This window comes from Bradyrhizobium sp. S3.7.6, assembly GCF_054061875.1.
This window is the reverse complement of record NZ_JBSSEQ010000001.1, coordinates 5,869,573-5,894,253: the sequence shown is the minus strand read 5'-3', so window position 1 is coordinate 5,894,253 and position 24,681 is coordinate 5,869,573. Positions and strand designations below refer to the sequence as shown.

Here is a 24,681-nt window from a genome sequence, read left to right as displayed (position 1 = left end):
CAGGTTCAGGAAGGCGGGCCGCCGAGCAGCCTGGGCATATCCATCCGCCATGGCAACCGCTGAGGCTTCTTGTAACGCCAGGATATATTTCAAATCCGGCTTACGCAGCAGTGCGTCGATCAACGGAAGTTCGGTCGTCCCTGGATTCCCGAATATGTATTCAACGCCCTCACTGGAGAGTATTTCGAGCAAGACGTCCGCGCCGCGGCGCGCGCTCCGTTCGTTTAGCTCGGAAAAGCGCTTCAACATTGGTGGCTCCTTAGGCGTGATGTGACTTGACGGGCCGATCCGCCGCGCAAATGGTCCCTCGATAGAGCTGGTGATCTTAAGCGCAGACTTGCTGAGACATACCGACGCTTATGAGCGGTTCTGGCGAAATGATCCGAGGAGCGGTGTCACTTACCTTTGTTCGGGTTGATAAGGAATTTTTCGCCAGTTGCCCGTTTGACGTAGACCGCGATGTTGGCCGGATCGAGCGCTTCGGCCAACGACACTACTTTGGTGTAGTAGCTTGCGAACGTGGTCTTGAGTTCATCGACGACGCGCTGGCGCAGCCTCTGTGAGCCGGCCTGCCCGATCTTCGCCAGGAACGGCATCAACAGCCAGCCGCCTAGGCCCCAAGCGGTGCCGAAGGAACGGGTGATCTCAGTCGGCCGAGGATCGAGCGTGCCGTAGATATAGACCTGCTTGTGGACTGTCGAGCCATAGCGGCTATAGGGGTACTTACCGGAGTTGTTGATGGCCGCCTCCATAGCGCTCAGGATTTGACTCGCGAGCTTGCCGCCGCCGATCGCGTCAAAAGCGATCGTCGCACCGGTCTCAACAAGTGCAGCGCTCAGTTCATCCATGAAGGTCGCGGAGGTTGAGTCGATCACATGCCTGGCGCCGATATTGCGCAGGATCGACGCCTGTTCCGCGTTGCGCACGATATTGACGAGCGAAATGTCGTCCTTGAGACAGATCTTGTTCAGCATCTGTCCGAGATTCGAGGCGGCGGCGGTGTGCACCAATGCGGTATGGCCCTCGGTCCGCATCGCCTCGGTCATGCCGAGCGCGGTCAGCGGATTGACGAAGCAAGAGGCGCCTTCGGCCGGCGTCGTGCCGTCGGGCAGCGGCAGGCAGTCCGCTACTTTCAGGCAGCGATATTGCGCATACATCGCGCCGCCGAATATCGCGACTGTCCTGCCCATCAGGGCCTTCGGTGTATCGGACGAGCCCGTCATGATGACGATGCCGGCGCCCTCAAAGCCGATCGGCAGCGATTGATCGAGGCGCCCTGCCATCGCCGGCATGGTCGTTTCCGGCACTTTCGCGGTGACGATAGGGTGATGGTTGGTCCCTGAGGCCTTGATAGTGGTGAGATCGGCGGTGCCGGTCAGCAAGCCGAGGTCGGACGGATTGATCGGCGTCGCCTCGATTCGCACCACAACCTCATCGGCACCGGGCTCGGGCGTCGGCACGTCTACGAGCGAAATTTCCAGCTCGCCACTCGCCTTGATCAACGAGCGCAGTTGTAGACCCGTCTTTCCCATGCTCGACATGACAGTCTCCTTGATCGCCGGATGATCCGGCCGTCTGAAGTGATTCGGGCACATTCCGCACACAAGGCGGTAGTGCCAGCGAGGGGAACGAAATCTCCGCGAGAAGGCGCAGATTGTCGTCCTGATTTTACTTGGCAAATCTAGCGCGATTGGTATCGGCAAACTGCTCGACAGTCAGGGGCCGTCTGCCGGTGAGATCTTCGACGACATTGTTGGTGCCGGCAAAGATGCCTTCCTGATAGTCCTGTGCGACAGAAACGATGTGCTGCACAAATCGTGGAAGCTGCCCACTATTCTCCATGCGCGCGCGAAACGCTGGAATTGTGAGTGGCCTGTAAACAAAGGGCCGACCTAGCGTTTTCGTCAGCTTCTCTGCGATTTCGTAGTGATTGAGTTCGACGGGACCGTACAGTGGGTACACCTTGCCTGCGTGAGACTTCGGGTCTTGCAACACTGCAGCGATAACGCGGCCCTGGTCTTCTCCGGCTATCGGCGCGTGCCGCCCATCCGCAAACGGGAACTCGATGACGCCTGCTTTTACGTTCCAACCGTCCATCGGATAGAGAAGCCATTCGGCGAAAAACGTCGGCCGTATGTGAGTGGTGGGAACGTCAGACCAATCAAACACCTGTTCGGTGATCCAATGATCGCGAGACGCTTCGCTCTTCGTCTCCCGGCGTGCGGGCTTCTGCGACATATTGACGATCGATTCCACGCCCGCCTCGATCGCAGCCTGTGCAAAGAACGCAGCCGCACCAATAAGGCCCGGTTTGAAAGGGTACACGAAATAAGCGCCTCTGACGCCTTCCATCGCGGCCCGCATTTGGTCCAAGTCTAGCAATTCGCCGACAATGGTTTCAGCACCTTGTTCGCGGAGTGCTTCCGCTCGCGCGTCCTCCTTATGGACGACGGCTCGAACACGTTTTCCCGCATGCCTTAGCGCTGTGACGGCGGCTCTGCCCGTCGTTCCGGTGGCGCCGGAGATCAAATACAGTGGATCAGCCATCCGAGTTTCTCTTCAATAGGTGCATATGCACCTATATATGAGCATATGCACATATATCGAAAAGGGGTAGTCAACTGACTGTGAGGGCGAATTGCTGGAAAAGATTTAGAGTTCGGTCCGGTTGCTGACATACACGAGCAGTGGTGGGAGTGTCCTGCATAGCGAAGCCTGGGATGCAAGGTCCCGGCGTCGTGGATCGCCCTTGCTTCGTTCATCGCGGAGGTGTCCGACAGGAAGTAGAACACGAGCTCAATCTCGTGTATGTGTGTGTTGTTGAAATTCTGGAGATATCGGTGGAGCGAATTAGCGTACGGGACTGCAATTGCTTTTATCTCCGCAAGGCAGCCCGCCATCTCACGCAGATATACGACACGATATTGGCTCCGTCGGGCATTCGCTCGACGCAATACATGATCCTGGCGGTTCTGAATGAGAGACGCGGTCTTTCCGTCAACGAACTTGCGGAAGTGATGGTGATGGATCGGACCACTATGGGCAAAAATCTGAGGCCTCTCGTGCGGGATGGTTTGATTGCCGTGAACGTTTCGGACCTGGATCGGCGCAGTCGTACTGTTGGTCTGACCAAAAAAGGGTTCAAGGTGCTGGGGGACGCTTATCCCTTATGGAAGATTGCGGATTCCAGCTTTCAGAAGATGCACGGAAGGCAATTTTCAGAGGATCTTCGCGGCATGCTGGATCTTGTAACTCGGGACAAGAGGGCTTGAGTTCTGTTTGCCGAGGCTGCCGGACCGAGCGTCTCATGCCTGAACCCCCGCCAGCGGCCCCGGTAGAATGGCTGTCCGGGCCAGTCATTGCCGGCGAACCGTGCGGCCAGCTGAGCGAGCGGGGGCTCAATAGACCAACCGCACCGGCTGCATCGCGTCTCGATGTGGGCCTTGTCGATCGTCCATTCAGCCTTCTAGGTTCTCCTGTGCGATTACGGTGACAGTGCACTCAATGTGCGAGGCTATCCGCTCCTTGCGCGTGGACGGGCGTCGGCCCGCTGGTCGCGGGCGCGGTCGCCGAGATGTTCGGCCTGCGCTGGCAGGCGATGATCCAAGGCCTCGCCTTCATGAGCCACCAGATCGGCAGCTTCCTCGGCGCGTACGGAGGAGGGGTTCTCTACGACGCGCTCGGCTCCTACACCATGGCCTGGCGCACCGGCGTGGCGCTGGGCTTGGCCGGTGGCATCATCCAGGTCGCGTTCGCGCTGATCCGGCCGTCGCAGCCGCCCGCGCCGGTGCTGCGGACGGCGTAGCTGGCGAGCCGGACATCGCACTTCCATTGGTCGAAGACATCATCAGGAGTTTTAGCTTGCACATTCGCGTAGCAAGGTTGTGATTTTCGCATCGAGATTTCGGGCAACGGTGAGGGCTTCCGAGCTGCCATAATGCAGCAGAAAACTCTCCATTTTGTCGTAAGAGACATGCACGCCATCGGAACGCTCATCAATGAGCACCGTGACTGGAGCGTAAGATCCAGCATCGGGCACGTGCTTGACCATTTCTTTCATGATGAGTGGATTGCCGATCACAAGCCGTACGATTTTAGGCGTCTTGGATCCGGCTTCGCGACGCAGAATGTCGCCCAAGTCAAATTCTGCGAAGAGCATAAGGTCCGTTCGGCCGAGGCCGCTTCGTACAACGCGCTCCAAATCCGGGAAGGAATTTGTCGCCCTCGTTTCCTTGAAAAATTCGACCATGTTGGGCTGCCCGACCGCCGACTTGAGCGCCGCCACAATAGTGTCGAATGATTTTAAGCTCGTGAGGCTGAAGCGCTCTACTTCGATTTTAGCGATTGTCATTTTGTCCTCTGTAACAATTCTCATGGATAAAGTGCGCCTGATCCCGTCAGAACGCGCCTTGTGTCATGCGGCCGCGGGCGGGTTGGGCATCCAGGAAAGTCCGGACGTGGCTGACGAAGATGTCGTGGTGCTGAAACAGCGCGCCGTGCCCTGAATCGGGATAGAGGACCAGCTGAGCGTTACTCAGTTCCCTAGACATTGCGTAAGCGTTGTTCGCAGGCAGCATGGTGTCGTGGCTGCCGCTGACCACAAGAACGGGCTGGCGGATAGCGCGCAGAATGGCGTGCCCGGGATCAGGTGTGGCGCACCAGGTGATCAGCGCCTTGGCCTGTGGATCGGTTACCGCGTTGCCGTTATCGGTGTCCCGATCATCCTTGCGCACCTTGGTCCTCTTCAGGAAGGCCAAGCCGGACGACCGGCTGGCGGATGAATTCGTGAAGAACAGCGGCAGGCGGGGGTCCGGCGCATCGGTTTGGGAAAACGCTTCCTGCAGAACCGCTAACAGGTGTTCCTCTCCGCCTTTCGGCGCGGTACCGACGAGTATGAGCTTGCGGACCAGCTGTCCGTGTTCGGCGGCGATCTGCTGAGCGACGCAGCCGCCGAGGGAGAAGCCAAGCAGGTCCACTTCGGAGAGGCCGAGCAAGTCGATGAAATCCACGGCGTCTCGTGCCATCGTCGCGACGTTGTCGGGCGTTTGACCGGTCGACCGGCCGACCCCTGCGTTGTCAAAGGCGATCACGGGGCGATCAGCGGCCAGAGCGTTGACGACGGCGGGATCCCATCCGTCGATGTTTCCCGAGAAGTGCTGCAGAAGAACCAGCGGAGTTCCAGTCGTGGGGCCGAGACGGCGATAGGCGAAGCGGATTCCGTGGCCTTCGATGTAATGGGTTGGCGCCGTTTCGAGTGTGAGGGCGTCCTGGTTCGCGATGTCGAGTTGAGTCATATCGTACTCCGGATGCTTGGCATGAAATGATCGAGCGGGTGACGCACGCAGCGCGGCGACCGAAACCTTCCTCTAGGATGTCGCTGGCGCTTCGCGCCATCGCGGTCCGAGGCGTTCCGCATTCCTCCGAGCGAGCGTGCGCGCTCCCGGCGCGACAGCGCCGGGAGCAGGTTCGTCACTTCGCGAGCGCCGCCTTTTCGATGACCTCAGCGACTTCCTTCGCATGGACCACGAGCGAGGCATGGCTGCCGGCGACTTCCGTCGTCTGAGCCTTCATCCTGGCTGCGAACAACTTCTGGACCTCGGGCGCGATGACTTTGTCCTTCGTGGTGATGACGTAGAACGTCGGCTTGTCGCGCCAGGCCGCAATGCTGACAGGCGCCTCGAACGCAGCGAGGCTCAGCGGAAGCTGCGAGTTGGCCAGGTGCTCGGCGATCTCAGGAGGAAGGTCAGCCGCGACGGCTGACGGAAACAACTTAGGATCGATATACAGATTGCCCTTCGCGTCGGGATGGATCGCCTTGACGCCTTCGGTCTGCGGGCCGTCTTTGGCCAGCAACGCCAGGGATTGACCGACCTCCGGTGCGAAGGCGGAGACATAGACCAGCGCCGAGACCTTGGGATCGTTGCCGGCTTGCGTGATCACCACGCCGCCCCATGAATGGCCGACCAGAACGGTCCTGCCGTCCTGTTTCGCGAGCGCCTGTTTGGTGGCATCGACGTCAGCGGCGAGCGAAGTGAGCGGATTTTCCACGAGCGTGACGTTGTAGCCCTTCTTCGACAGAATATCGGCAACGGGCTGCCAGCTCGTCTGGTCCACGAAAGCGCCGTGCACGAGCACGATGTTGTGGGCTGCTCCCTTGGGCAGCTCAGCGGAATGGGCGGGGCCGACCCATGCCGTTCCGGCCAGGAGTACGGTGGCGGCTGAGAGAAGGATATTTAGCATTGATTGTTCCTGTTGATATGTCGGACGGAATAAGGTCCGGGGGAATGGACAGGCGTTTCCTGCCTGGTCGCGGTTTCTTCCATCCGCCGTTGGCGAGATGGTTGCCGCACATGACGTCGGCCCGCCGCGACATGACCTAGTTCGCAGGCTTTTCGGACGGTAGGGATCAATCGTCCGGATGTTGTGTCCGACCGTCCACCGGACTAACTTCGGCGGCATGGACATCCTCGCCCAAGTGCTCGATCGCGTTCGTCTCGGTGGGACGCTGCTGTTCCACTTCGAGCTCGGCCATCCCTGGAATTTGGCGCTGCCGGCGCGCCCCTACGCGCTGTTTCACTATCTCAGTCGGGGCTCCGCGACCCTCGCGCTCGAACTCGGACAAGAAATCCAGATGACCGAGGGCGATTTTGTCGTCATCACACGCGGCGAGCCCCATGTGTTTTATTCGGATCGCCGGGCCAAGCCTTTGCAGATTGTGGACCTCGATCGATCGTCGGCACGTCTTGGCGTCGTTCGTCACGGCGGCCGTGCCAAGCCGCTCTCGACCATGATCTGCGGCAATTTCACCGTGTCGCGGCCCTCGTTCAGCAGCGTGCTGGAAATGCTTCCGCCCGTGCTTCTGTTGAAGCCGACGGCGGACGGTGGCTGGCTCGAAGCGATCCTGCGGCGCATGGTGAGTGAGTCCGCGCACGAGCGTCCCGGCCAGCGCGTCGCGCTCTCACGACTGACGGAAGTGCTGTTTGTCGAGGTGCTCCGAAGCTGGATCGCGTCTCTCAGTCCCGGACAAGGCGGCTGGCTCGGGGCCATATCGGACCCGCATATCGGACCGGCGCTCAAGTTGATCCACGAAAACCCGGAGCGGCCCTGGACCCTGAGCGACCTCGGCCATCGCGTGGGGCTCGGCCGCTCGGTATTTTCGGCCCGCTTCACCAAGCTCGTCGGCCAGTCGATGCATCGTTATGTGATCGAACGCCGGATGGCGGAAGCGGCGTTCCTGCTCGAAACCAGCGATGAGCCCATCGCACGGATCGCGAGCCAGGTCGGTTACGAGACAGCGGCGGCGTTTTCAAAACTCTTTCATCGACATCATGGCATGTCGCCCGGCCGCTACCGGACCTCTCAGCGCCTTGATGGACACCAAGGTCAACCGCACGGCTCGGAAGCGAACGTCTCCGATTGAATTTGCGTCAGTTGGTGCCCACGGTGAATGTCAGGCCTGCTGCCAAGCTGCAACGCGACCACGCCTCTGCCAACCGCGCCATCCAATGTCCTGTTCATTGTCGCCGGCTCTGACTTGAGCCCGCTCTCGCAAGATCCGGACTGAGCTGCTTCTCCGCCGCGCTTTCATCGCGCTCTCATCGCCGGTGCTCAATTGTCGCACCTTCGGTGTGAAGCATCTCACACGCACGCTTGCGTCAATGCTGCGATAGAGTACCTGTTGTGATTGAACGTGGTGAATTTGGTCGATTTGACACACCCGCCATCACATCAGCCTCAAATGAGCTGCACACGCCAGAACGGCATGTTGAAATAGCCTCCAATCGGCCGCTCGGCCGATGAGAGCTATGGAGACACTATGGCTGACAAACACGAACAGGGCATGGTTGGTACGTGGACCAAATCCACGTCGGCTGCGTGTGCGGACAAGTACCCCGCCACTCTCACATTCTCGACCGGCACCTACCGCGGCATGCGCGGACCAGGGCAGGGCATGGTGTGGTGGGACGCGGGAATCTACCGTCTCGAAGATTCCAACACACTCGTCGTCGGGACGGCGACTGATGAACTTGTGACCTATCGCATTTCACTCAAGGCCGACCGATTTGAGTTTACGGATTCAGAGGGCTGTGTCGTGACCTATCGGCGCGCGTAGGACTGCGCACGCCACAGCTGACCGAAATAACGCGGCTGTACCCGCGAACGAGCCCGATGCTCACGTCGATCGTCTCACCCTTTCAACGAGGAGAAGACGACATGTGCAATTGCTCAGAGCATGAATCGAGTGGCAGCCTTTCCAAGATGACCGCGGCATCGGTCGAGCCCGCGATGAAGCCGCAGGTCCCCCTGTCGCGCCAGATCAGCTTCAGCGACGAGGAGTCCGGCGATCAGCCGGCCTCGACCGATCTGCAGCCGTTTCCGCCGTTCAGGCTCTGCAGGCTCGACTTCCGCGAAGGCTGCTACCAGATCAACTTCAGGCCGACCGCGGGCTTCGTGACCTTCGAAGGCACGCTGCGCGTCGATCGCTCGGCACCCGACGGCGGCGCCGACCATCTGATCGTCAGCGGCGATCTCTACTCGCGCCGGCCGGTGATCGGTCCGATCCCGCCGGTGGGGCCCGTGGTGCCGGTGGGCGACGCGGACGAAGATGAAGCGGCGGCGGGCTCGGGATTGACGAGCCTGGCCGGTTCGCTCAGTGCGCTCGATGACCCCCTGATTCCGTTTCCGATCCGCAGGCCGCGGATCCCCATCTTCCCCCGCGCGCGCTATCATTCCTATCTCAGGGTGACCAGCGTGTCCGCGCCTGTCGCGGTCCCGCCGCCGAAGAAGTGCGAGCTGACGATCACAGCCGAGCAGTTCAATTACACGCAGCCGCCGGCCGGCCAGTTCAAAGGCACGTTCCCGGCTTCGCCGTCGCGCACCGTGACGATGAAGCTTTCAAAGGTGCCGGCGCCGTTTCCGTTCTCCCTGACCGGCGGCCCGTTCTACCAGGGCCGGCTGTTCGAGGGCGGCGTGGACAAGGGAAGCATCACGCTCGCCTGGGTGTCGAAGTTCTTCCGCCGCGCCACGCTGGAGATCGACACGCTGGTCGGAGCCGTGCGGCCCGCGCCGGTGCCCGACGGTGCCGGTGGCACCGAGTTCTTCGATACGGTCTTTGCCAAGACCGGCTGGCAGCTGTCGGTGGTGCAGGACCAGCTCAACGTTCCGGTGCCATCAGGCGTGGTGGCGACCAATTGCTGGAGCTCTGCGGATCTGCACGCGCTGATGACGACCGTGCGCAATCCCGCGACGAATCTGGACACCGAATGGCGCGTGCACATGATCGTGGTGCCCGCAAAACTCGGGTGCTCGCGCGGCATCATGTACGACCAGATCGGCGTACCCCGCGAAGGCTGCGCCAGCTTCTCCGATGACGGCTATCCCGTCTCGGACTCCTCGAACTTCGGTCTCGCCGCCAACAAGAAGCAGCGTGACGTGCCGCGCGCGTTCCTGCGCAGCGCGACCCACGAGCTGACGCATACGCTGAACCAGATCCACCAGGAGCAGGAGACGGCGGCCGACAACTCGATCATGACCACGACGCCGAGCGTGGCGGACGTGCTCGGCGGTCCCGCGACCGGCGCACCCGGCGTGTTCCCGGACCAGATCGCGCTCGCGCACAACACCAACGTCCGCCATCACCTCAACCACATGCCGGATCCGGTCATTCGTCCAGGCGGATGGCCGTTCGCAAGCTGGTTCCCGACCGGTGCGCCGCAGGCCGCCGACCGGCACGATTTCGAACCTTCCGAGCTGGCGCTGACGGTGACGGCCACAACCGACCGCGTCGCGCTCGGCCAGCCGCTGGATCTGACCTGGACGATGACGAACACGAGCGGCGTGTCGCTGCGCGCGCCGAACGACGTCAGCACCGAGGCCTTGTTCGCATCGATCACCGTCACCGACGGCGAGGGGCACGAGCGTCCGGTCAGGCCGTTCGTGATCCTGTGCGAGCACGCGAAGCTGGGCGAGCTTGAGCCCGGCAAGAGCGTCACGGCGTCAGCGAAGGTGTTCTGGAGCACGTCGGGCTTCGCCTTCGAGAAACCGGGCCGCTACCGCGTCGACGTCGCGGTGTCGTGGTCGGCGCAGGGCGTGATGGTTGGCGTGCAGTCGGGCATCGACGTGTTCGTCGACTATCCGACCAGCGCGAGCGACAACCATTCGGCCAATCTCGTGCTGCATCCCGAGGTCGGCAAATGGGTGGCGCTCGGCGGCGATGCCTATCACCTCGGTGAAGCGTGCCGGCGGTTGCAGGCGCTCAGCCAGACCGCAGTGCCGTCAGGCGCGCGCGCCGCAACGGCTGCGGCCGGCGACGATACGACCGCGCCGCGCGCGATCGACGGTTTTGCCGACATGCTGCCCGATCGCGCCAAGCTCGCCAGGTTGCGTCCCGAACTGTCCACTGAGACCGGCGGCCGTACGCCACGCGGACCGGCGCGAGCAGCCGCCCCAGGCCGCAAACGCGCGGCGAAGGCAAAGGGGCGCGCTGGGCGAAAGCGGTAACGGTTTCGCCAGAGTCCGGTGAAGACCATCGGTGTCATGGGCGAGCGCACCTGCGACCGTGTCGTCGCAGGTGCGCCGTCACCTTCGCCGACCGCGACGCGAAAGCGCGACTCTTTGGCCACGGGAAAGGAAAACGAAAACGTGGAAAGGGTATCGCTGCAACGAAACGGTGGCGGCCGGCCGCATGATTGATCAAGTCCCGGCAGACAGAGCGCCGGACATGATCCCAGGTGATGACCCCATGGACTCGCATCCCCATATTCCAGCGCCAGTCACAACGTGGCTAGAACGATGGCGTCTGGTTCCGGACGGGGCACTGCTGACCACCCATTCCAGCTGGGTCCTGCCGGTCCGACATGAGGGCCGGCCTGCAATGCTCAAGGTTGCCCGTATTCCCGATGAGGGGGCGGGCTATCGCCTTCTGACCTGGTGGGACGGTCAGGGCGCTGCGAAGGTCTTTGCCTCGACTGCAGACGCGCTGCTGATGGAACGGGCCTCGGGAGCCGGTGATCTCGCGCAGATGGCTTGGTCGGGCCGGGACGAGGAGGCATGCCGGATCCTCTGCGACACGGCGGCGCGGCTGCACGCGACGCGGTCTGGCCCGCTTCCCGACCTGCACCCGCTGGAAGACTGGTTTCAGCCGCTCTTCCAGCTCGCCCCGGACCACGCGGCACTCGAGCCCGCCGCCGACATCGCCCGCCAACTCCTGTCCGCGCCACACGCCATCGGTCCGCTGCACGGCGACCTGCACCACGAGAATGTGCTCGACTTCGGTGAGCGGGGATGGCTGGCGATCGACCCGCATGGGCTCGTCGGCGAACGAACATTCGACTATGCCAACATCTTCACGAACCCCGACCTCAGCGATCCCGGCCGTCCGCTTGCGACCCTGCCGGGTCGACTGGAGGCCCGGCTGGATATCGTGGTCGCCGTGACGGGACTTCAGCCCGAGCGGCTGCTTCGCTGGATCGTTGCGTGGACGGGGTTGTCGGCAGCCTGGTTCATTGGCGACGGCGACGAGCAGGGCGCCGCCATCGACCTGACCATCAATACAATAGCTCGCCGCCTGCTCGACTAGCCTCGGCGCGCGAGTGCTCGCTCATGACGCGCACCCGCGCGAGCGGCCGCGCCAGGACGCAAACTTCACAGACGAATGACAGCAGTGTGAAATTCTCCATCGCTGCCGCGCTGTTTCATCTGCGCTCAGTTTCAGCATGATGTGATCTCGCTTTAAGCGTGTATTGGCGTAGACTATCGCGCAGGGGCTGGCTCGCGTCCAATATCGGTTGCTCGAAGCTCCCGACCGTCGATCTACGACCAGCAGGGAGCAAATCATGGCCTGGCCTACGCTTGCCGAACTCGTCTCGAACTTCGCGCCGATCCTTCATCTCGACAAGGACGAGGTCAATCTGCCCTCGTCGACCGACTGGTACATCGGCCAGGTCGGCTATCAGGCCGCCGGCGGCATCTATTCCGGTCCCGGTCAGTGGAATTGGGGGACGGCCGAGCAGAGCAGCCCCGACGACTATCTGGTCGCGCCGCAGGCCATATGGGCCTCGCTGATGAAGGGCTATATCCCCACCGCCACCAGCTATGTTCACGTCCTGCCGGTCGACGACCGCACCGACATGGTCGATCTCCAGTACTGGTTGTTCTATCCCTATAACGGACAGGAGACCTTCCAGGTCACCGGTTGGACCGGCAGTACCGGTCAGGCGCTGATGCCGCTCTCGATCCATTGGGGCGACTGGGAATGCGTCACGGTGCGCGTCAATATCGACCAGCAGGTCGTCGGCGTATTCTTCTCGCAGCATTCGGGCGGACAATGGTGCTCGCCGAACGACGGCTTCCTGTCGCTGAGCGGTACGCACCCGAACGTCTATGTCGCGAGCGGGTCGCATGCCAACTATCCGGCCGCGAGCAACAGCACCTATGAGATCGGCGGCGTCGATGTGTGGGACGTGCGCTTCGCGGTGGCCGACTACGCGCGCGGCGGCGGTCCGACCGTCAATCTGTCCGCGCCCAATCCGCCGGTCGTGATCCAGAACGATGCGCAGGCGATCCTTCCCACGCCCGTCACCTCGCCACCCTGGCTCGCCTTCAGGGGACGCTGGGGACAGCCGATCGAGCCCACGCTGACCGACGCGGAGATAGGCTCATTGGTCGCCGCCGCCGCCAGCGGCATGCAACTGAACGTGCTGGTCGAGGACGCCGTGCAGTACGTGGCAGGCTCGACCACGCTGCAGGCCTGGCTTTCGGAAGTGATCCTGCCGATCGCGAAGGGCGATCTGACCGGCCCAACGGGACCATCGCAGAAGGGCTCCTGGGCTGTGACGCCGACGTTCCTGCCCTTCGGCACCGACACGCCGATCGCTTCGAGCGTCAGTCTCGTTCCGGTGGCGCTGGCGACGATGCCGGGATCGCAAATCCTCTGCATCGGAATGGGAAATCCCTTGCCGCCAGCGATGCGTGCGTGGAGCCTCAATCAGGGCAAATGGTCCAGTGCGAAGTCGCCTACCATGAGCCCGTTCGGCGGACTGGCCGCCTGCGCGACGCCCTCGGGCGGACTGGCGCTGCTCGGTCTGGGCAAGACCAGCCTTCTCGCCTTCATCTCCCCAGAGGGATCCGGAGGGCCGTGGAGCGCAGCGGGGCTCTGGCCCGCACCGCCGGCCACGACCGGGGCCAGCATCGGCCAGTTCAACGGCGCCTGGTATATTGCCTGGGGCGGCGCCGACGGAAGCATCCAGTATCTCAGCACGACCGACTGGGTGCACTTCGGGTCTCCGCAGCGCGTGATGCTCCCCAGCGTCGACGGCCCGGTGCCTGCGACGATCGCAGGCGGTGCATTGGTGGCGCCCGCGGTGGAGAGCTGCGGGGGCGCGCTGGTGATCGTGGCGCCAATTGCGGGTCTCGAAAAGGGGATGCCGATGGTGCTCGGCGCCTATGTGTCGTCCGACGGATCGAACTGGACCGGCCCCAATCTGCTGCCGAGCATGTCGCTCTGTTCGGACACCAGCGGCGCGCTCGCCGGGGGGCCGAACGGGACGCTCTATTGCTTCTATGCCGACAGCAACAAGAAGGTGCGCTACGCGGTCACCAGCGATGGCGCGGACTGGAGCGATTCAGGCACCATCGCCGGCGCGTTCACCTCGCGGACGCCCAGCGTGGTCCCTTGGCAGGGCGGCTTTCTTGTCGTGCATCCCGGCAAGTCGTCACCAACGGTGTACTGGAACAGCGCGACCTTCGAGTAAAGCGCGGCGGGATCACTGCACGGCCCCCCGGCGCAAACGCGGGATGTAGACGGCGCTGTCCCATGATACGCCGACTACATCGTCGCCTCCGGAGCCCGCCTTCATGCCCGCTGCAACCGCCCCCAACCAACAGCCCGCGACCGCAACCGAGACCGACCCCGAAGCGCTCGGCTGGATGCGCGGCTTCCCGCCATCTCCCGACCGCACCATCACCTTCCAGAACGGCTCGTTCCGCAATTTCCCCGAATTGCGCTGGGCCTGGAGCAACGTCCGCCAGCTGGTGCCGACCGTGAATGTCTGGCGCGGGGCAGGGCCCGCGTCCGTGTTGCCGCGGGAAGACCACGACATCGGCGCGGTCGCCTCGACCACCCTGGACGGCCGGCCCATGACGTTCGCGAAGGTGCTGGAGGAGACTTATACCGACGGCATCGCGGTGCTGCATCGGGGCAAGCTGATCTATGAGCGCTATTTCGGCGCGCTGAAGCCGCACAAGCCGCATATCGCGATGTCGGTGACGAAGTCGTTCACGGGCGTGCTGGCCGGCATTCTGGTCACCGAGGGCAAGGTCGATCCGCAGGCACAGGTCACGGATTATGTGCCGGAGCTGAAGGCCAGCGCGTTCGGCGACGCCCGCGTGCACGAGGTCATGGATATGACCACGGGTCTCGAATACACCGAAGTCTACACCGACAAGAACTCCCACGTGTGGGGCTTGCGGCGTGCCAACGGTATGGCGCCGATTCCGCCTGATTATAGCGGCCCGACCAATATCTTCGATTTCCTCGTCGCGCAGAAGAAGCAGGGCGAGCACGGCAAGGCCTTTGCCTACAAGACCGTCAACACCGACGTGCTCGCCTGGATCTGCCGGCGCGCCAGCGGCATGACATTGTCCGAGCTTCTCTCCGAGCGCATCTGGACGCCGATGGGCGCGGAGGAGGACGCGCATTATCACGTCGATCGCATTGGCACCGAGAGCGGCGGTGGCGGCCTCTCGACCACGTTGCGCGATCTCGCCCGCTTCGGCGAGACCATGCGCAATCATGGCCGCTTCAACGGCCGCCAGATCGTGCCTTCGTCTGTCGTCGAGGACATCGCGCGCGGCGGCGATCCCGAGAAGTTCAAGCCGGCCGACTACACCACGCTGCCCGGCGCGTCCTATCGCAATCAATGGTGGGTCACGCACAACGCCCACGGCGCCTATATGGCGCGCGGCGTTCACGGCCAGGGCATCTACGTCGATCCCAAGGCCGAGATGGTGATCGCGCGCTACGCATCGCACCCCGTCGCGGGCAACGCCGCCAATGACCCCGTGACGCTGCCGGCCTATATGGCGCTGGCGAAGGAGCTGATGGCCGGCGGGTAGGGCGTGGCGGGGGCTGATGGCGTAGGGTGGATTAGCCGAAGGCGTAATCCACCACCTTTCATCGAGCCGCGTTGAAGATGGCGGATCACGCTTCGCTAATCCGCCCTACGGGGCCGACGAATTCGCGACAACTTCCAAACCGCAAGATCGGTCGAGCAAATGATCGCCGTCAGCGGCTATCTGGAGCCGCCACGGAGGAGGGACGATGAAGGCGGCGCTGCAGAACTATCAGGACCGGATGCGGCGGGTGCTGGACCATATCGACCGGCATCTCGACAGCGATCTGGACCTGGAAACGCTGAGCAGCGTTGCGGCCTTCTCGAAATTTCATTTCCACCGGCAGTTTACGGCGACCTTCGGGTTGTCAGTGCATCGCTATGTCCAGCTGGCCCGTATGAAGCGCGCTTCCTACATGCTGGCCTACAGTGACGCCCTTGGTGTCACTGACATCGCGATGGACGCCGGTTACGACGCACCGGACGCCTTTGCTCGCGCCTTTCGGCAGCGGTTCGGGCAATCGCCGTCGTCGTTCCGCAACTCTCCCGACTGGGAGCCGTGGCTTGTGGCCTTCGGGCCTCTCGACAACGCGAGGAGCAAGCTCATGAAGACTTTTACCACTGACGACGTGACGATACGCGATGTGCCCTCCACGAGGGTGGCGATCATGGAGCATCGGGGCGACCCGGCGACGCTCGGCGACACCATCCGGCGGTTCATCGCGTGGCGAAAGAAAGCCGGCCTGCACCCCAGGACAAGTCCGACCTTCAATGTCTGGCGGTCCGAACGCCGTCCTTCCTCGCCCGCCACTTACAGCACGGACCTCTGTGTCGGGACCGACCAGCCGATCGAGGCGAACGGCGAAGAGATCAAGGCCGGCGAGATCCCCGGCGGACGCTGCGCGGTGCTGCGGGTCGTCGGCTACACCGACAATCTGGAGCCCGCCGCGCTCTACCTTTATCGCGACTGGCTTCCGGCGAGCGGCGAGGAAGCACGCGACTTCCCGATCTATTGCCAGCGGCTGAGCTTCTTCCCGGAGGTGCCGGAGCATGAGACGGTTGCGGACGTGTTCCTGCCGCTGAAATAGCGCCCTCCGACGGCGGACGAACTGGCATCAATCAATATCGCGCGCTCCACACGGCGGCATGGTCTCACTAATATAAGAGTTGACTTATATTAGTGAGGGGCGATACTCGCCATTGCGCGAAACGATACGGAGGGATGCAATGGAAATCGACGTCGCCAGGGTCTTGGGTCTTGTCACGCGTTCGGTGAAGAATTTCGAGAAGGATGGAAAAGCAGCCAGCACGGTGACGCTGACGCGGCTTTACGAGACCAGCGTCGACGATCTCTGGGACGCAGTGACCAGCCGGCAACGCATTCCGCGCTGGTTCCTGCCGGTCGAGGGAGACCTCCAGCTGGGCGGAAGGTACCAGCTGAAGGGGAACGCGGGCGGCACCATCACGGCATGTGCGCCGCCGACGCATTTTGCAGCGACGTGGGAATTCGGCGGCGGGATGAGCTGGATCGACGTCAAGCTGGCAGCAGAACGAGCTCAGGCGCGTCTGACGCTGGAGCACACCGCAATCATCGAGGACCATTGGAATCAGTTCGGTCCTGGTGCGGTGGGTATCGGTTGGGATCTCGCCATCGCGGGATTGGAGCGATATGTTGCGACCGGCGCATCGGTCGACCACGAGACGGCCGAGGCTTGGATGGGCTCTCCTGCCGGCAAGGAATTCATGACGACAAGCGGTGAATATTGGTGCGCGGCGCATGTCGCAAGCGGGGTCGATCCTGACACGGCGAAGCAGCGCTCCGACCGCACCATCGCCTTCTACCGCGGCGAGATGCCGCCTGACGTCGCACATCCGGGCACAGGAAGCTGATGCACGTCTTCGAGGTCCTCGCCGATCCCGTGCGCCGTCGCATCCTAGAGCTGCTCGCTCCGGGGGAGATGGCGTCCGGTGAGGTCGTTGAAGCGATCGGGGCCGAGTTCGGGATCACGCAGGCGGCCGTGTCGCAGCATCTCAAGGTGCTGCGCGAGAGCGGCTTTGCGACGGTTCGGGCGGAGGCGCAAAGACGGCTCTATTCGGTCGACGTTGCGGGGCTTCGGTCGGTGGATGCGTGGATCGGTCAGTTCAGGAATTTCTGGGAGCCGAAGCTGGACGCACTGGCGACGGAGATCGCGCGCGGCAAACGGGAGCGTCGTCACGCGCCGATGACCAAACGGAGCGGGAAGAGGGCGTGAGCTCCATAATGTAGGATGGGTTTCGCTTCGCTCTATCCATCCTGCGCGCTCATCTCCCCAGCGCGCCATCCGCGCTTTCGATATCAGCGCATTTTCGTCCCGCGCGTTCGCTTGTCATCAACGTGGACGCGCGTTTTGCCGGCAGCGACCGGGCGGCCCTTCACGTGATCGATGAAGGCTCTCAGTTTCGGCATCGTTTGATGGCGGCTCGGATAGTAGAGAAACACGCCCGGCGCCATTGGCGCGAAAGACTTCAGGACCTGTACGAGCTTTCCCGTCTTCACCAGGCTGGTGGCGATCGGCGCGGGCACTTGAGCAAGTCCCATGCCTTCCACGGCGGCGCCAAGCATGGTGGGAAAGTCGTGGGCAATCAGCGGCCCCGAGACGATCGCTTCGACTGTCTTGTTGCCATCGACAAGAGACCAGGGCGCGATCGATCCGTTGCTGCGGCGAATGCGCAGGCATGCGTGCTGACGCAGGTCGTCGATACGCTCGGGCCGCCCGTGCCGGCGTAGATAGTCGGGGCTGCCGACGACCATGAACGGGAACGGGGGCGTCAGCCGCACCGCGACCATGTCGGTGGCGATGAACTGGCCCATCCGGACGCCGGCATCAAACCCCTTGGCCGCGAGGTCGACCAATTCCTCGCCTGCGGCGATCTCCACCTCGACCTCGGGATAGGCCTGGCAGAAGGATGCGATCAGCGGCTCCAGCAGGATCGGTACCACCGCGCGCGGCACGGTGAGGCGCAACAGTCCAGTCGGTCGCTGCCCAAGATCGCGCGCAACCTCGCTTGCCGCGACGAGCTCCTCGAAAGCGGGCTTTGCGCGCGAGAGGAACCGCGCGCCGGCCTCGGTCAGGCCGACACTGCGTGTCGTGCGAATGAACAAAGCTGCGCCGACACGCGCCTCGAGCGCACGGACCGCCTGGCTGATGGCCGATGGCGTGACCCCGAGCTCCGCGGCTGCCCGGCGGAAACTGCGGTACTGGGCGACACGCAGGAACGCTTCCACGCCATCGAGCGCGCCTTGTCTGACTGTGAAGTTCTGCTTCATAGCCCATCAACATTATCCCGAATAGTCGCTCGCGCCAATCGATCGTATGTCTCGCTCGCAGATCGGAAGCATCGCTGATGGCGGACATCTGCGACGTCAGCGCGATCTCAGAGAACAAAGGAGACCGCCGTGCTCCGGGAAACGAAACCGATGAAAGTCATCCGTAAATTTGTCGTCATGCTCACCCTAACCCTGATGGGAGCGACTTCCATGACCGATCCATCCGTTGCCCAAACACAAGCCATCTCGCAAGCCATGTCGCCCACAACCACCGGGGTGATGGTCATCCTGACCGTGAAGGCGGGCGTCACGCGCGAGCAGGTCATGGCCGTCATGCCGGCTGAAATCCAGCAGACGGTGCAGCTCTATCTCAATGGGAAAATTCGCGAGTGGTATTCGCGTGGCGATGGGCGCGGAGCGATCTTCCTCGTCGATGCCGGGGATGTCGCCGGGGCGCAGGCGATCATGGGGGATCTCCCATTGGCCAGGCAAGATCTGATGGACCACGAGTACATCGCAATCGGTCCGCTTTTGCCGCTCCGCTTGCTCATGGCCAATCCCGAGCGTCGGCAATAAGGGCGAGACCGGGATGGAGGACGGCCGATGACCACTGATGCTGCTCCCGCTGCGATCGTCGCGCCGCTTCGGGCCTGGCATGGCCTGCTTTGGCCCGTCCCATTCACGGCAGTATGGACCTGGTTGATCCATGCGCTAGTCGCGATCTGATTGGAGGCCAAAATGACGACAGAAACGCTCTTCCGGATACATCTTGTCCTCGGTTATGTCGCGTGGCTGCTCTGCTTCGGCACGTATGTCTGGCCCTGGCTCAGGTCGATGGACGGGCGCGACGCGCATCGTGCCATCGCCACTCTGCACAGCTTCCGCTTCTTCGGGCTCGTCTTCATCCTTCCTGGCATCGTGAGCCCGGACCTGCCGGCTGGCTTCGCGGTGTTCGCCGCCTGGGGCGACTTCGCGACCGGGGTGCTGGCCATGCTGGCGCTTCTCACGGTGAGGATACGCGCTCTCTTCTGGCTGTTCGTCGTCGCCTTCAATCTCGCTGGCACGGTCGACCTCGTCGTCGACTACTATGACGCCATCCAGGTCGGCCTTCCCGCGCATGCGGAGTGGCTTGGCTCAACCTACGCGATCCCGATCATCTACGTGCCGCTGCTGATGATCACGCACGTCACTGCATTCTATTTTCTGGCACGCCCTCGGCTCAGCGCCGATGCCGCGGCACTGGCCGGCGCGGGCTGAGACGAACCGCTAAAGTAGTAGTACGCTCCGACAGAGGTCTCGCCCTTCTTACCAATCGGCGGCTGCCTCGAGCAGCCGTTGGCGCATGAGGGCAACGCGCGGCCGTTTGCGTTCCGGTCGGCGTATGAACGGTGAGGATTGAGCCGATCAGGTCACGCAACGGCCGGGCTGCAGAAGCCTTGCGACTTCCGTGAGCGCGCTGACCACGGGCTCGCAGGCAAGTGTCGGCTTACGGCTCTGATTTCGCAGCAGCGTCGGCGGCTTGGTGGTGCGGGCCTGCGCAGATGGAATACGCAGCAAGACCGAGGTATCGGCGAGATCGTTCAAGCGCAGCGAAACCGTTTTCGTCGGAACTGCGAAAGGCTTGCGGTCGGCAAGATGATCTGCCTTGCCGGCGCGATTGACGATGTGGCTTGGCTGTTCGGAGACCGCCTGCCAGCGGTTTACGAGGTCGTGACCTGAAGCGTACTGCACGGCACCGAGCGTCAAGGCGGTCGCGACAGCGCCTAGAAGAGCTTTGCGAATCTGTGACATGGCTTCGCTCCTCGCCCCACGGCGATTGTCGTTCCCTACGCAGCGCCCCCTCGGCCCATCGCTTCCTGTGGTCGCTTTCTAATGGCCGGCGGTTTCACCATTCCTTCGTGAACGCCGGAAAATGGTTTCATCCCGGCAGGTTTTGTTTCGTCGCATTGAGGGAGGTCCTGGTTCCCGCGTGGGCACAGCGGTTACGTCCGGGCTAGGTCACAAGCCGACATCTGAGCAAAGACCACAAAGCGTCCGCCAGGGGCCCACAAGCGGAAATGAACGCTGCTCAAGAACAGAATTGCCGATGGGGAGGTCGAAGGCTCAGAACGTTGCAACGCATCGGCGTCGTTGGGGTGGGTGACACCGATCTCATCTCTGTCTGATTTGCCGCTCCAAGCGCAGCGTATGCTCACGCAGGGAATCGTAAATCGGCGCATTACCCAGCAGCATGGGCAGCAGCATCGCCATGAAGCAAGCTCCCAGCATCGGCAGCAGCATCGTCACGTTACCGGTCATTTCAGCGACGAGAACGATGCCGGTCACCGGCGCGCGCACAACGCCGGTGAAGAGAGCGGCCATGCCCACCAAAGCAAATGCTTCCGGCTGGATAGAGAGCGCCGGGAATGCAAGACGGCAAGCCGCCCCGAACAGCAACCCAGACTGGGCTCCCAGCACGAGCAAGGGTGCGAACAGGCCGCCGGGCGTGCCGGCAGCGTATGAGAGAGCGCCGAGTCCGAATCGGATCAGGAACGCGCCCCCCAGGATCCCCACACTCTCGTGGCCGATCAGCGCCCGCTGCGTGATCTGATCTCCGCCACCGACCAGTTCGGGCGCGAACCAGGCCAACATGCCGACGCTTGCGCCAATCAATCCGGCGCGGAGCTCGATCGGTAGTCCTCCAAATCGGTCGCGAAACGCGATGGTCGCGAGCAGGGTACGATTGTATGCGACGGCCAGCAGGCCCGCGATACCACCGAGAGCAAGGAAGAGCGGGGCGGACTCAGCGCTGGGATAGCTCAGCGGCGCGACCTGGAAGTCGGGCGCGTCGCCGAGAAGCAGCCTTGCGACCGGGATCGCCGTCGCCAGCGCTGCAAGGGCGGCGACGGCAACACGGTGTTCGAACCTCTGCACCAGTTCCTCCAGCACGAACACGAGCCCGGCAATCGGCGCATTGAAGGCCGTTGCAAGGCCGGCGCCGGCGCCGGCCGCCAGAAGCACTCGCGAGTCCGCCCAACACAACCGGCAGACGCGCGCAGCGAAAACCGCGATACCGGCGCCCATCTGGACGGTCGGCCCCTCACGGCCCAGCGCCAGCCCGGAGCCGATCGCCAGTATTCCGCCGAAGAATTTCACTGGCACCAGGCGAAACGGAGCCGGCGGGATCTCTTCGCGCAGAACAGCTTCGACATGCGGAATGCCGCTGCCCGAAGCGTGTGGCGAGAATTGCCGTACCATCCACGCGGCAACCAGGGTCGCGACACCGCACGCGCCGACGACAGTCAAGAACCCCCAGATTGCGTGGCCATGGGCCCAGGCGATCATCGCATCGCGCAGACGATCGGCATGCGCGAGCAAAAGCCGGAAGATCGCCCCAACACATCCAGTCGCCGCTCCTATGATGAGAGCCATCGCCGCGAGCCCCAACAGGCTGCGACGTTCGTCTGCGACTTGCCGGTCGTCGTCAGGGTTATGGTCCACGGCTGGTCGATGATCCCGAGGCCTTCGCAAGGGCTAATCTTTGCCAAAATCACTGGCGAATGTCCCGGAAAAGAATGCTTCCAACTTGACCGAACAACTGCCTCTCCGAGGGACCTCACCGCACGTCCCAACGAAAAGGTGCGCCGAACCAAGGCCCCGCTTTGGGTCACAGGCTGACTTCGACAACCTGCTTGACCTGGTTCGCTTATCTCCTGAAAGCAGACATTGCAGCCCTCTGAGCAGAGGTCAGCCACGGGCCAAAAACAGACAACTGAAACAGCCGCGACCTGATCAGCCGCAGATGCGCACGCGGCGCTCGCGCCAGCCATGCCCGTCCCAGAAGCGCTGGGTTATCCAGTGGCAGGGCGGGATCGGCTCTCCAACCGGGGCATCGACATAGCCCGACCAGTACGGATAGCCGCCGGGTCCGGGATAAGTGCGCGGATACGGATTGCCGCCGGGGCCGTAATCATAGCGCGGACCAGCATAAGCGGGCGAGGCTGCTGAAACGACCAAAGTCGCGACGGCAGCGAGAGCCAACAACGTCTTCCTCATGGTGATACCTTTCCAACGCTGCGAAGGCTGCAAGACGATCGCCGAGCAATGCAGCGTCAGCGTCGACAAGCTGAAATGTCAAGGAGAGTGATCTCAGCAAGGCTATTGTCTGGCGACCTCCTCGGATGTCGCCTTCGGGTCAAAATGCGAAGAACACAGAGTGAGCAAAGTCAGTCCGCTCTACCCCACCAAGCGGACCTCAATGAAAGGTGTCGTCACTTCGCTGATGGGCCAAAAGGCGACGTTGGCTCCCGCCGGGCAAGCACTCGATGCGCGACGGCGAGCCGCTCGTGAAAGCCGACCCGCCGTATGCCGCTTGATGCAGCCCGTCAGCCAATGGCTTCACGGGACGTCGCGATATTACCCACCGCTCCCCTTGATATTCGGCAGGTTTTTCATGTCGAGCATCGGGACCGGGTTTTCCGGGCGCTGCAGATCCGGTCTCCAATCGTTCGAGGCTCCGCCCGGCTTACGCTTGATGCTTGGATAGTCGGCAATCGATTTGTTGAACTCCATCACGACGGGGAAGATTAGTGCCAAGACCCAGCCGTTGTCCTGTCCGGTGTACTTGCCCGGCGACTGCAATGGCATACGTGCCGACATCGCGCCGTTGAAAACCATGTCGTATTTCTCGAATGGGTCCATCGTCAGATTGTAGACCGAGCCAATCGCGCCGAGATTTTGCTCCGGACCGAGCCAAGTGTCCTTGGCCGTCCAGAGATACTTCCACGCGATGCTGAGATCGGGGTTGGTTGGATCACCGCCGACATCCGCCCGCGCTCCCATGAAGCTTTCGCCGTCGATGTAAATCCACGACCTTCGTGCCGAGTGCTTCGCGCGGCCGAGGATGTACTCGCTGTTGTCGATGCTGTCGAAGTAGATTGGCCTGCCATTATCGTCGGTCCATGCGCCGTGCGGCGGCGGGCTCAGGCCGACCATCTTGGCGAGCGTTGCCCAGCAGTCGATATGGGACATCATTTCATGGTAATTTGCACCGGCGGGAATGTGTTCGGGCCACCACATTAACCCGGGTACGCGCCAGCCTCCTTCAAATGCTGAACCCTTTTCGCCGCGGAAAGGCGTGGTGCCCGCATCAGGATAAGCATCCTGCCACGCCCCGTTGTCTGCCGTTACGATCACAATCGTATTCGGCGCTTCGGCACGGATCGCGTCCATGACCCGGCCGATGTCGTCATCGAGTTCTATCACCGAGTCCGAGTAATCGCCCAACCGCGACTTCCCGGCGAATTTTGATGATGCGTTGGTCGGGTTGTGCATCTTCATGAAATTGACGTCCATGAAGAATGGCTTGGCGTCCTTGGCGTGCTTCTTGATGTAATCGATTGCGTAATCAGCCTGCCGGACGTCAAAGTTGGCGAGGTAATCGTACGTAATGTACTCGCCTCTCTTCGCCGGTTGTCCAGCAACTCCCTCCCACTCGTACATGTTTACGACATCAAAATAGGCTTTCGCGATCTCTGGGTTGTACGAGGGAAACCATGGATGAAACCACTTGGACGTATCGGCATAGGTGTAGACGCCCGGATAGTATGCGGCGAACGCCTTCATCTCGTCGAACCCGTGCTCGATCGGATAGGACTCCGGCTTATCACCGAGATGCCATTTGCCAGAAAAGTAGGTGGAGTAGCCGTTCTTTTGAAAAAATTCGGCTATGGTCGGCGTCTCCTTTTTGAGCGCATTCTCATCGCCGGGAGCGACCACGATGGAGAGAGCCGAACGGATCGGAATACGTCCGGTTATAAACGAGGCGCGGCCTGCCGTGCAGCTTGCTTGCCCGTACCAGTTCGTGAACGTCGCGCCTTCCTTAGCGATCCGGTCGATGTTTGGTGTTGGATGGCCGAGCGCGGCGCCACCCCCGCTATAGGCGCCGAAATCGTTCCATCCAGTGTCATCCGTCATTAGCATGACGACATTTGGCCGCTTCTGCTGCTGTGCGGTCGCTTGAGGTACCGCAACCAACATCGCGCCGAACAGTGCGAACATGCCGTGCGCAACACTCTTTCGGATACTCATGACTGCTTCCTCCGATTTCAAAGGTCGGTCACTTGTGCCAAACGAATGGATATGTCGCAGTCGTGCTTTTTAGCTCTGCGCCACAGCGTGTTCAATGTGCGATTGTTTGATTTAGATCAAGACACCGATTGTGACGGGTCTATGCCGCTTGCTAGGCGTCGCTCCACGATGTCCGCTGCGGGTCAAAAAGCGACG

22 protein-coding genes and 2 pseudogenes are annotated in these 24,681 nt (G+C 62.3%); 13 read left to right on the top strand and 11 right to left on the bottom strand.

Annotation, left to right across the window (positions count from 1 at the left end):
* Positions 1 to 57: 57 nt before the first annotated feature.
* From ACVJ5M_RS29180 to ACVJ5M_RS29170, 3 genes and pseudogenes are all read right to left on the bottom strand, one after another.
* Positions 58 to 249 (bottom strand): annotated as a pseudogene (locus ACVJ5M_RS29180) (thiamine pyrophosphate-binding protein); the annotation flags it as partial.
* Positions 250 to 395: 146 nt separating this feature from the next.
* Positions 396 to 1,541 carry a zinc-binding dehydrogenase gene (locus tag ACVJ5M_RS29175; RefSeq protein WP_456679552.1) on the bottom strand — a complete coding sequence of 382 codons (1,146 nt, stop codon included), beginning with the start codon at positions 1,539 to 1,541 and terminating at the stop codon, positions 396 to 398.
* A gap of 127 nt (positions 1,542 to 1,668) precedes the next feature.
* A complete protein-coding gene (locus ACVJ5M_RS29170; RefSeq protein WP_231144855.1) occupies positions 1,669 to 2,547 on the bottom strand; it encodes an NmrA family NAD(P)-binding protein in 879 nt (292 codons plus the stop codon).
* A gap of 173 nt (positions 2,548 to 2,720) precedes the next feature.
* On the opposite strand from ACVJ5M_RS29170, the gene ACVJ5M_RS29165 reads away from it, so the two are divergent.
* Both ACVJ5M_RS29165 and ACVJ5M_RS29160 read left to right on the top strand, forming a co-directional pair.
* On the top strand, positions 2,721 to 3,272 hold the full coding sequence (locus ACVJ5M_RS29165) for a MarR family winged helix-turn-helix transcriptional regulator (protein ID WP_187387728.1): 552 nt from the start codon (positions 2,721 to 2,723) through the stop codon (positions 3,270 to 3,272).
* Positions 3,273 to 3,532: 260 nt separating this feature from the next.
* Positions 3,533 to 3,805 (top strand): annotated as a pseudogene (locus ACVJ5M_RS29160) (MFS transporter); the annotation flags it as partial.
* A 51-nt stretch (positions 3,806 to 3,856) separates the two neighbouring features.
* Here the strand turns inward: ACVJ5M_RS29160 and ACVJ5M_RS29155 are convergent.
* From ACVJ5M_RS29155 to ACVJ5M_RS29145, 3 genes are all read right to left on the bottom strand, one after another.
* Positions 3,857 to 4,351, bottom strand: a complete 495-nt coding sequence (locus ACVJ5M_RS29155; protein WP_063983780.1) for a DUF302 domain-containing protein — start codon at positions 4,349 to 4,351, stop codon at positions 3,857 to 3,859.
* 46 nt (positions 4,352 to 4,397) lie between these two features.
* Complete coding sequence (locus tag ACVJ5M_RS29150; protein ID WP_063983779.1) at positions 4,398 to 5,294, bottom strand: alpha/beta fold hydrolase; 897 nt, start codon at positions 5,292 to 5,294, stop codon at positions 4,398 to 4,400.
* A 175-nt stretch (positions 5,295 to 5,469) separates the two neighbouring features.
* Positions 5,470 to 6,240 (bottom strand): alpha/beta hydrolase, encoded by a 771-nt coding sequence (locus ACVJ5M_RS29145; protein ID WP_063983778.1) that lies wholly within the window; start codon positions 6,238 to 6,240, stop codon positions 5,470 to 5,472.
* Between the two features lie 217 nt (positions 6,241 to 6,457).
* Here ACVJ5M_RS29145 and ACVJ5M_RS29140 point away from each other — a divergent pair, with 217 nt between their 5' ends.
* From ACVJ5M_RS29140 to ACVJ5M_RS29100, 9 genes are all read left to right on the top strand, one after another.
* Positions 6,458 to 7,420: an AraC family transcriptional regulator gene (locus ACVJ5M_RS29140; protein WP_063983777.1), complete on the top strand. Its 963-nt coding sequence runs from the start codon at positions 6,458 to 6,460 to the stop codon at positions 7,418 to 7,420.
* Positions 7,421 to 7,816: 396 nt separating this feature from the next.
* Positions 7,817 to 8,113, top strand: coding sequence for a hypothetical protein (locus tag ACVJ5M_RS29135; protein WP_063983776.1), 297 nt, complete (start codon positions 7,817 to 7,819; stop codon positions 8,111 to 8,113).
* 101 nt (positions 8,114 to 8,214) lie between these two features.
* Positions 8,215 to 10,500: a COG1361 family protein gene (locus tag ACVJ5M_RS29130; protein WP_063983775.1), complete on the top strand. Its 2,286-nt coding sequence runs from the start codon at positions 8,215 to 8,217 to the stop codon at positions 10,498 to 10,500.
* A gap of 184 nt (positions 10,501 to 10,684) precedes the next feature.
* On the top strand, positions 10,685 to 11,578 hold the full coding sequence (locus ACVJ5M_RS29125) for an APH(6)-I family aminoglycoside O-phosphotransferase (protein WP_441280155.1): 894 nt from the start codon (positions 10,685 to 10,687) through the stop codon (positions 11,576 to 11,578).
* A 256-nt stretch (positions 11,579 to 11,834) separates the two neighbouring features.
* Complete coding sequence (locus ACVJ5M_RS29120) at positions 11,835 to 13,751, top strand: Vps62-related protein (RefSeq protein WP_354099495.1); 1,917 nt, start codon at positions 11,835 to 11,837, stop codon at positions 13,749 to 13,751.
* 103 nt (positions 13,752 to 13,854) lie between these two features.
* A complete protein-coding gene (locus tag ACVJ5M_RS29115) occupies positions 13,855 to 15,114 on the top strand; it encodes a serine hydrolase domain-containing protein (protein ID WP_063983772.1) in 1,260 nt (419 codons plus the stop codon).
* Between the two features lie 205 nt (positions 15,115 to 15,319).
* On the top strand, positions 15,320 to 16,198 hold the full coding sequence (locus ACVJ5M_RS29110) for an AraC family transcriptional regulator (RefSeq protein WP_063983771.1): 879 nt from the start codon (positions 15,320 to 15,322) through the stop codon (positions 16,196 to 16,198).
* Between the two features lie 139 nt (positions 16,199 to 16,337).
* Positions 16,338 to 17,000, top strand: coding sequence for an SRPBCC family protein (locus ACVJ5M_RS29105; RefSeq protein WP_063983770.1), 663 nt, complete (start codon positions 16,338 to 16,340; stop codon positions 16,998 to 17,000).
* On the top strand, positions 17,000 to 17,362 hold the full coding sequence (locus ACVJ5M_RS29100) for an ArsR/SmtB family transcription factor (protein WP_063983769.1): 363 nt from the start codon (positions 17,000 to 17,002) through the stop codon (positions 17,360 to 17,362). Before ACVJ5M_RS29105 ends, ACVJ5M_RS29100 begins: the two co-directional genes overlap by 1 nt.
* An 83-nt stretch (positions 17,363 to 17,445) precedes the next feature.
* Here the strand turns inward: ACVJ5M_RS29100 and ACVJ5M_RS29095 are convergent, their stop codons facing one another.
* Positions 17,446 to 18,417 carry a LysR family transcriptional regulator gene (locus tag ACVJ5M_RS29095; protein WP_063983768.1) on the bottom strand — a complete coding sequence of 324 codons (972 nt, stop codon included), beginning with the start codon at positions 18,415 to 18,417 and terminating at the stop codon, positions 17,446 to 17,448.
* A 150-nt stretch (positions 18,418 to 18,567) separates the two neighbouring features.
* Between ACVJ5M_RS29095 and ACVJ5M_RS29090 the strand changes: the two genes are divergently transcribed.
* Together ACVJ5M_RS29090 and ACVJ5M_RS29085 are read left to right on the top strand one after the other, a co-directional pair.
* Positions 18,568 to 18,993, top strand: a complete 426-nt coding sequence (locus tag ACVJ5M_RS29090) for a hypothetical protein (RefSeq protein ID WP_187387727.1) — start codon at positions 18,568 to 18,570, stop codon at positions 18,991 to 18,993.
* Positions 18,994 to 19,155: 162 nt separating this feature from the next.
* Positions 19,156 to 19,674: a hypothetical protein gene (locus ACVJ5M_RS29085; protein ID WP_063983767.1), complete on the top strand. Its 519-nt coding sequence runs from the start codon at positions 19,156 to 19,158 to the stop codon at positions 19,672 to 19,674.
* Positions 19,675 to 19,821: 147 nt separating this feature from the next.
* Here the strand turns inward: ACVJ5M_RS29085 and ACVJ5M_RS29080 are convergent, their stop codons facing one another.
* From ACVJ5M_RS29080 to ACVJ5M_RS29065, 4 genes are all read right to left on the bottom strand, one after another.
* Positions 19,822 to 20,208: a hypothetical protein gene (locus tag ACVJ5M_RS29080; RefSeq protein WP_063983766.1), complete on the bottom strand. Its 387-nt coding sequence runs from the start codon at positions 20,206 to 20,208 to the stop codon at positions 19,822 to 19,824.
* Positions 20,209 to 20,568: 360 nt separating this feature from the next.
* Entirely contained in the window at positions 20,569 to 21,897 is a 1,329-nt protein-coding gene (clcA, locus tag ACVJ5M_RS29075) for a H(+)/Cl(-) exchange transporter ClcA (RefSeq protein ID WP_084795165.1), read from the bottom strand.
* Positions 21,898 to 22,188: 291 nt separating this feature from the next.
* Positions 22,189 to 22,452, bottom strand: a complete 264-nt coding sequence (locus ACVJ5M_RS29070; RefSeq protein ID WP_028157629.1) for a hypothetical protein — start codon at positions 22,450 to 22,452, stop codon at positions 22,189 to 22,191.
* 360 nt (positions 22,453 to 22,812) lie between these two features.
* Positions 22,813 to 24,486, bottom strand: coding sequence for an arylsulfatase (locus ACVJ5M_RS29065; protein WP_063983765.1), 1,674 nt, complete (start codon positions 24,484 to 24,486; stop codon positions 22,813 to 22,815).
* Positions 24,487 to 24,681: the final 195 nt, after the last annotated feature.

Excerpts from the sequence above, each read along its gene's own strand:
- ACVJ5M_RS29175 (WP_456679552.1), bottom strand. The coding sequence starts at position 1,541 with ATGTCGAGCATGGGAAAGACGGGTCTACAACTGCGCTCGTTGATCAAG.
- ACVJ5M_RS29170 (WP_231144855.1), bottom strand. The coding sequence starts at position 2,547 with ATGGCTGATCCACTGTATTTGATCTCCGGCGCCACCGGAACGACGGGC.
- ACVJ5M_RS29165 (WP_187387728.1), top strand. The coding sequence starts at position 2,721 with ATGCAAGGTCCCGGCGTCGTGGATCGCCCTTGCTTCGTTCATCGCGGA.
- ACVJ5M_RS29155 (WP_063983780.1), bottom strand. The coding sequence starts at position 4,351 with ATGACAATCGCTAAAATCGAAGTAGAGCGCTTCAGCCTCACGAGCTTA.
- ACVJ5M_RS29150 (WP_063983779.1), bottom strand. The coding sequence starts at position 5,294 with ATGACTCAACTCGACATCGCGAACCAGGACGCCCTCACACTCGAAACG.
- ACVJ5M_RS29145 (WP_063983778.1), bottom strand. The coding sequence starts at position 6,240 with ATGCTAAATATCCTTCTCTCAGCCGCCACCGTACTCCTGGCCGGAACG.
- ACVJ5M_RS29140 (WP_063983777.1), top strand. The coding sequence starts at position 6,458 with ATGGACATCCTCGCCCAAGTGCTCGATCGCGTTCGTCTCGGTGGGACG.
- ACVJ5M_RS29135 (WP_063983776.1), top strand. The coding sequence starts at position 7,817 with ATGGCTGACAAACACGAACAGGGCATGGTTGGTACGTGGACCAAATCC.
- ACVJ5M_RS29130 (WP_063983775.1), top strand. The coding sequence starts at position 8,215 with ATGTGCAATTGCTCAGAGCATGAATCGAGTGGCAGCCTTTCCAAGATG.
- ACVJ5M_RS29125 (WP_441280155.1), top strand. The coding sequence starts at position 10,685 with ATGATTGATCAAGTCCCGGCAGACAGAGCGCCGGACATGATCCCAGGT.
- ACVJ5M_RS29120 (WP_354099495.1), top strand. The coding sequence starts at position 11,835 with ATGGCCTGGCCTACGCTTGCCGAACTCGTCTCGAACTTCGCGCCGATC.
- ACVJ5M_RS29115 (WP_063983772.1), top strand. The coding sequence starts at position 13,855 with ATGCCCGCTGCAACCGCCCCCAACCAACAGCCCGCGACCGCAACCGAG.
- ACVJ5M_RS29110 (WP_063983771.1), top strand. The coding sequence starts at position 15,320 with ATGAAGGCGGCGCTGCAGAACTATCAGGACCGGATGCGGCGGGTGCTG.
- ACVJ5M_RS29105 (WP_063983770.1), top strand. The coding sequence starts at position 16,338 with ATGGAAATCGACGTCGCCAGGGTCTTGGGTCTTGTCACGCGTTCGGTG.
- ACVJ5M_RS29100 (WP_063983769.1), top strand. The coding sequence starts at position 17,000 with ATGCACGTCTTCGAGGTCCTCGCCGATCCCGTGCGCCGTCGCATCCTA.
- ACVJ5M_RS29095 (WP_063983768.1), bottom strand. The coding sequence starts at position 18,417 with ATGAAGCAGAACTTCACAGTCAGACAAGGCGCGCTCGATGGCGTGGAA.
- ACVJ5M_RS29090 (WP_187387727.1), top strand. The coding sequence starts at position 18,568 with ATGAAAGTCATCCGTAAATTTGTCGTCATGCTCACCCTAACCCTGATG.
- ACVJ5M_RS29085 (WP_063983767.1), top strand. The coding sequence starts at position 19,156 with ATGACGACAGAAACGCTCTTCCGGATACATCTTGTCCTCGGTTATGTC.
- ACVJ5M_RS29080 (WP_063983766.1), bottom strand. The coding sequence starts at position 20,208 with ATGTCACAGATTCGCAAAGCTCTTCTAGGCGCTGTCGCGACCGCCTTG.
- ACVJ5M_RS29070 (WP_028157629.1), bottom strand. The coding sequence starts at position 22,452 with ATGAGGAAGACGTTGTTGGCTCTCGCTGCCGTCGCGACTTTGGTCGTT.
- ACVJ5M_RS29065 (WP_063983765.1), bottom strand. The coding sequence starts at position 24,486 with ATGAGTATCCGAAAGAGTGTTGCGCACGGCATGTTCGCACTGTTCGGC.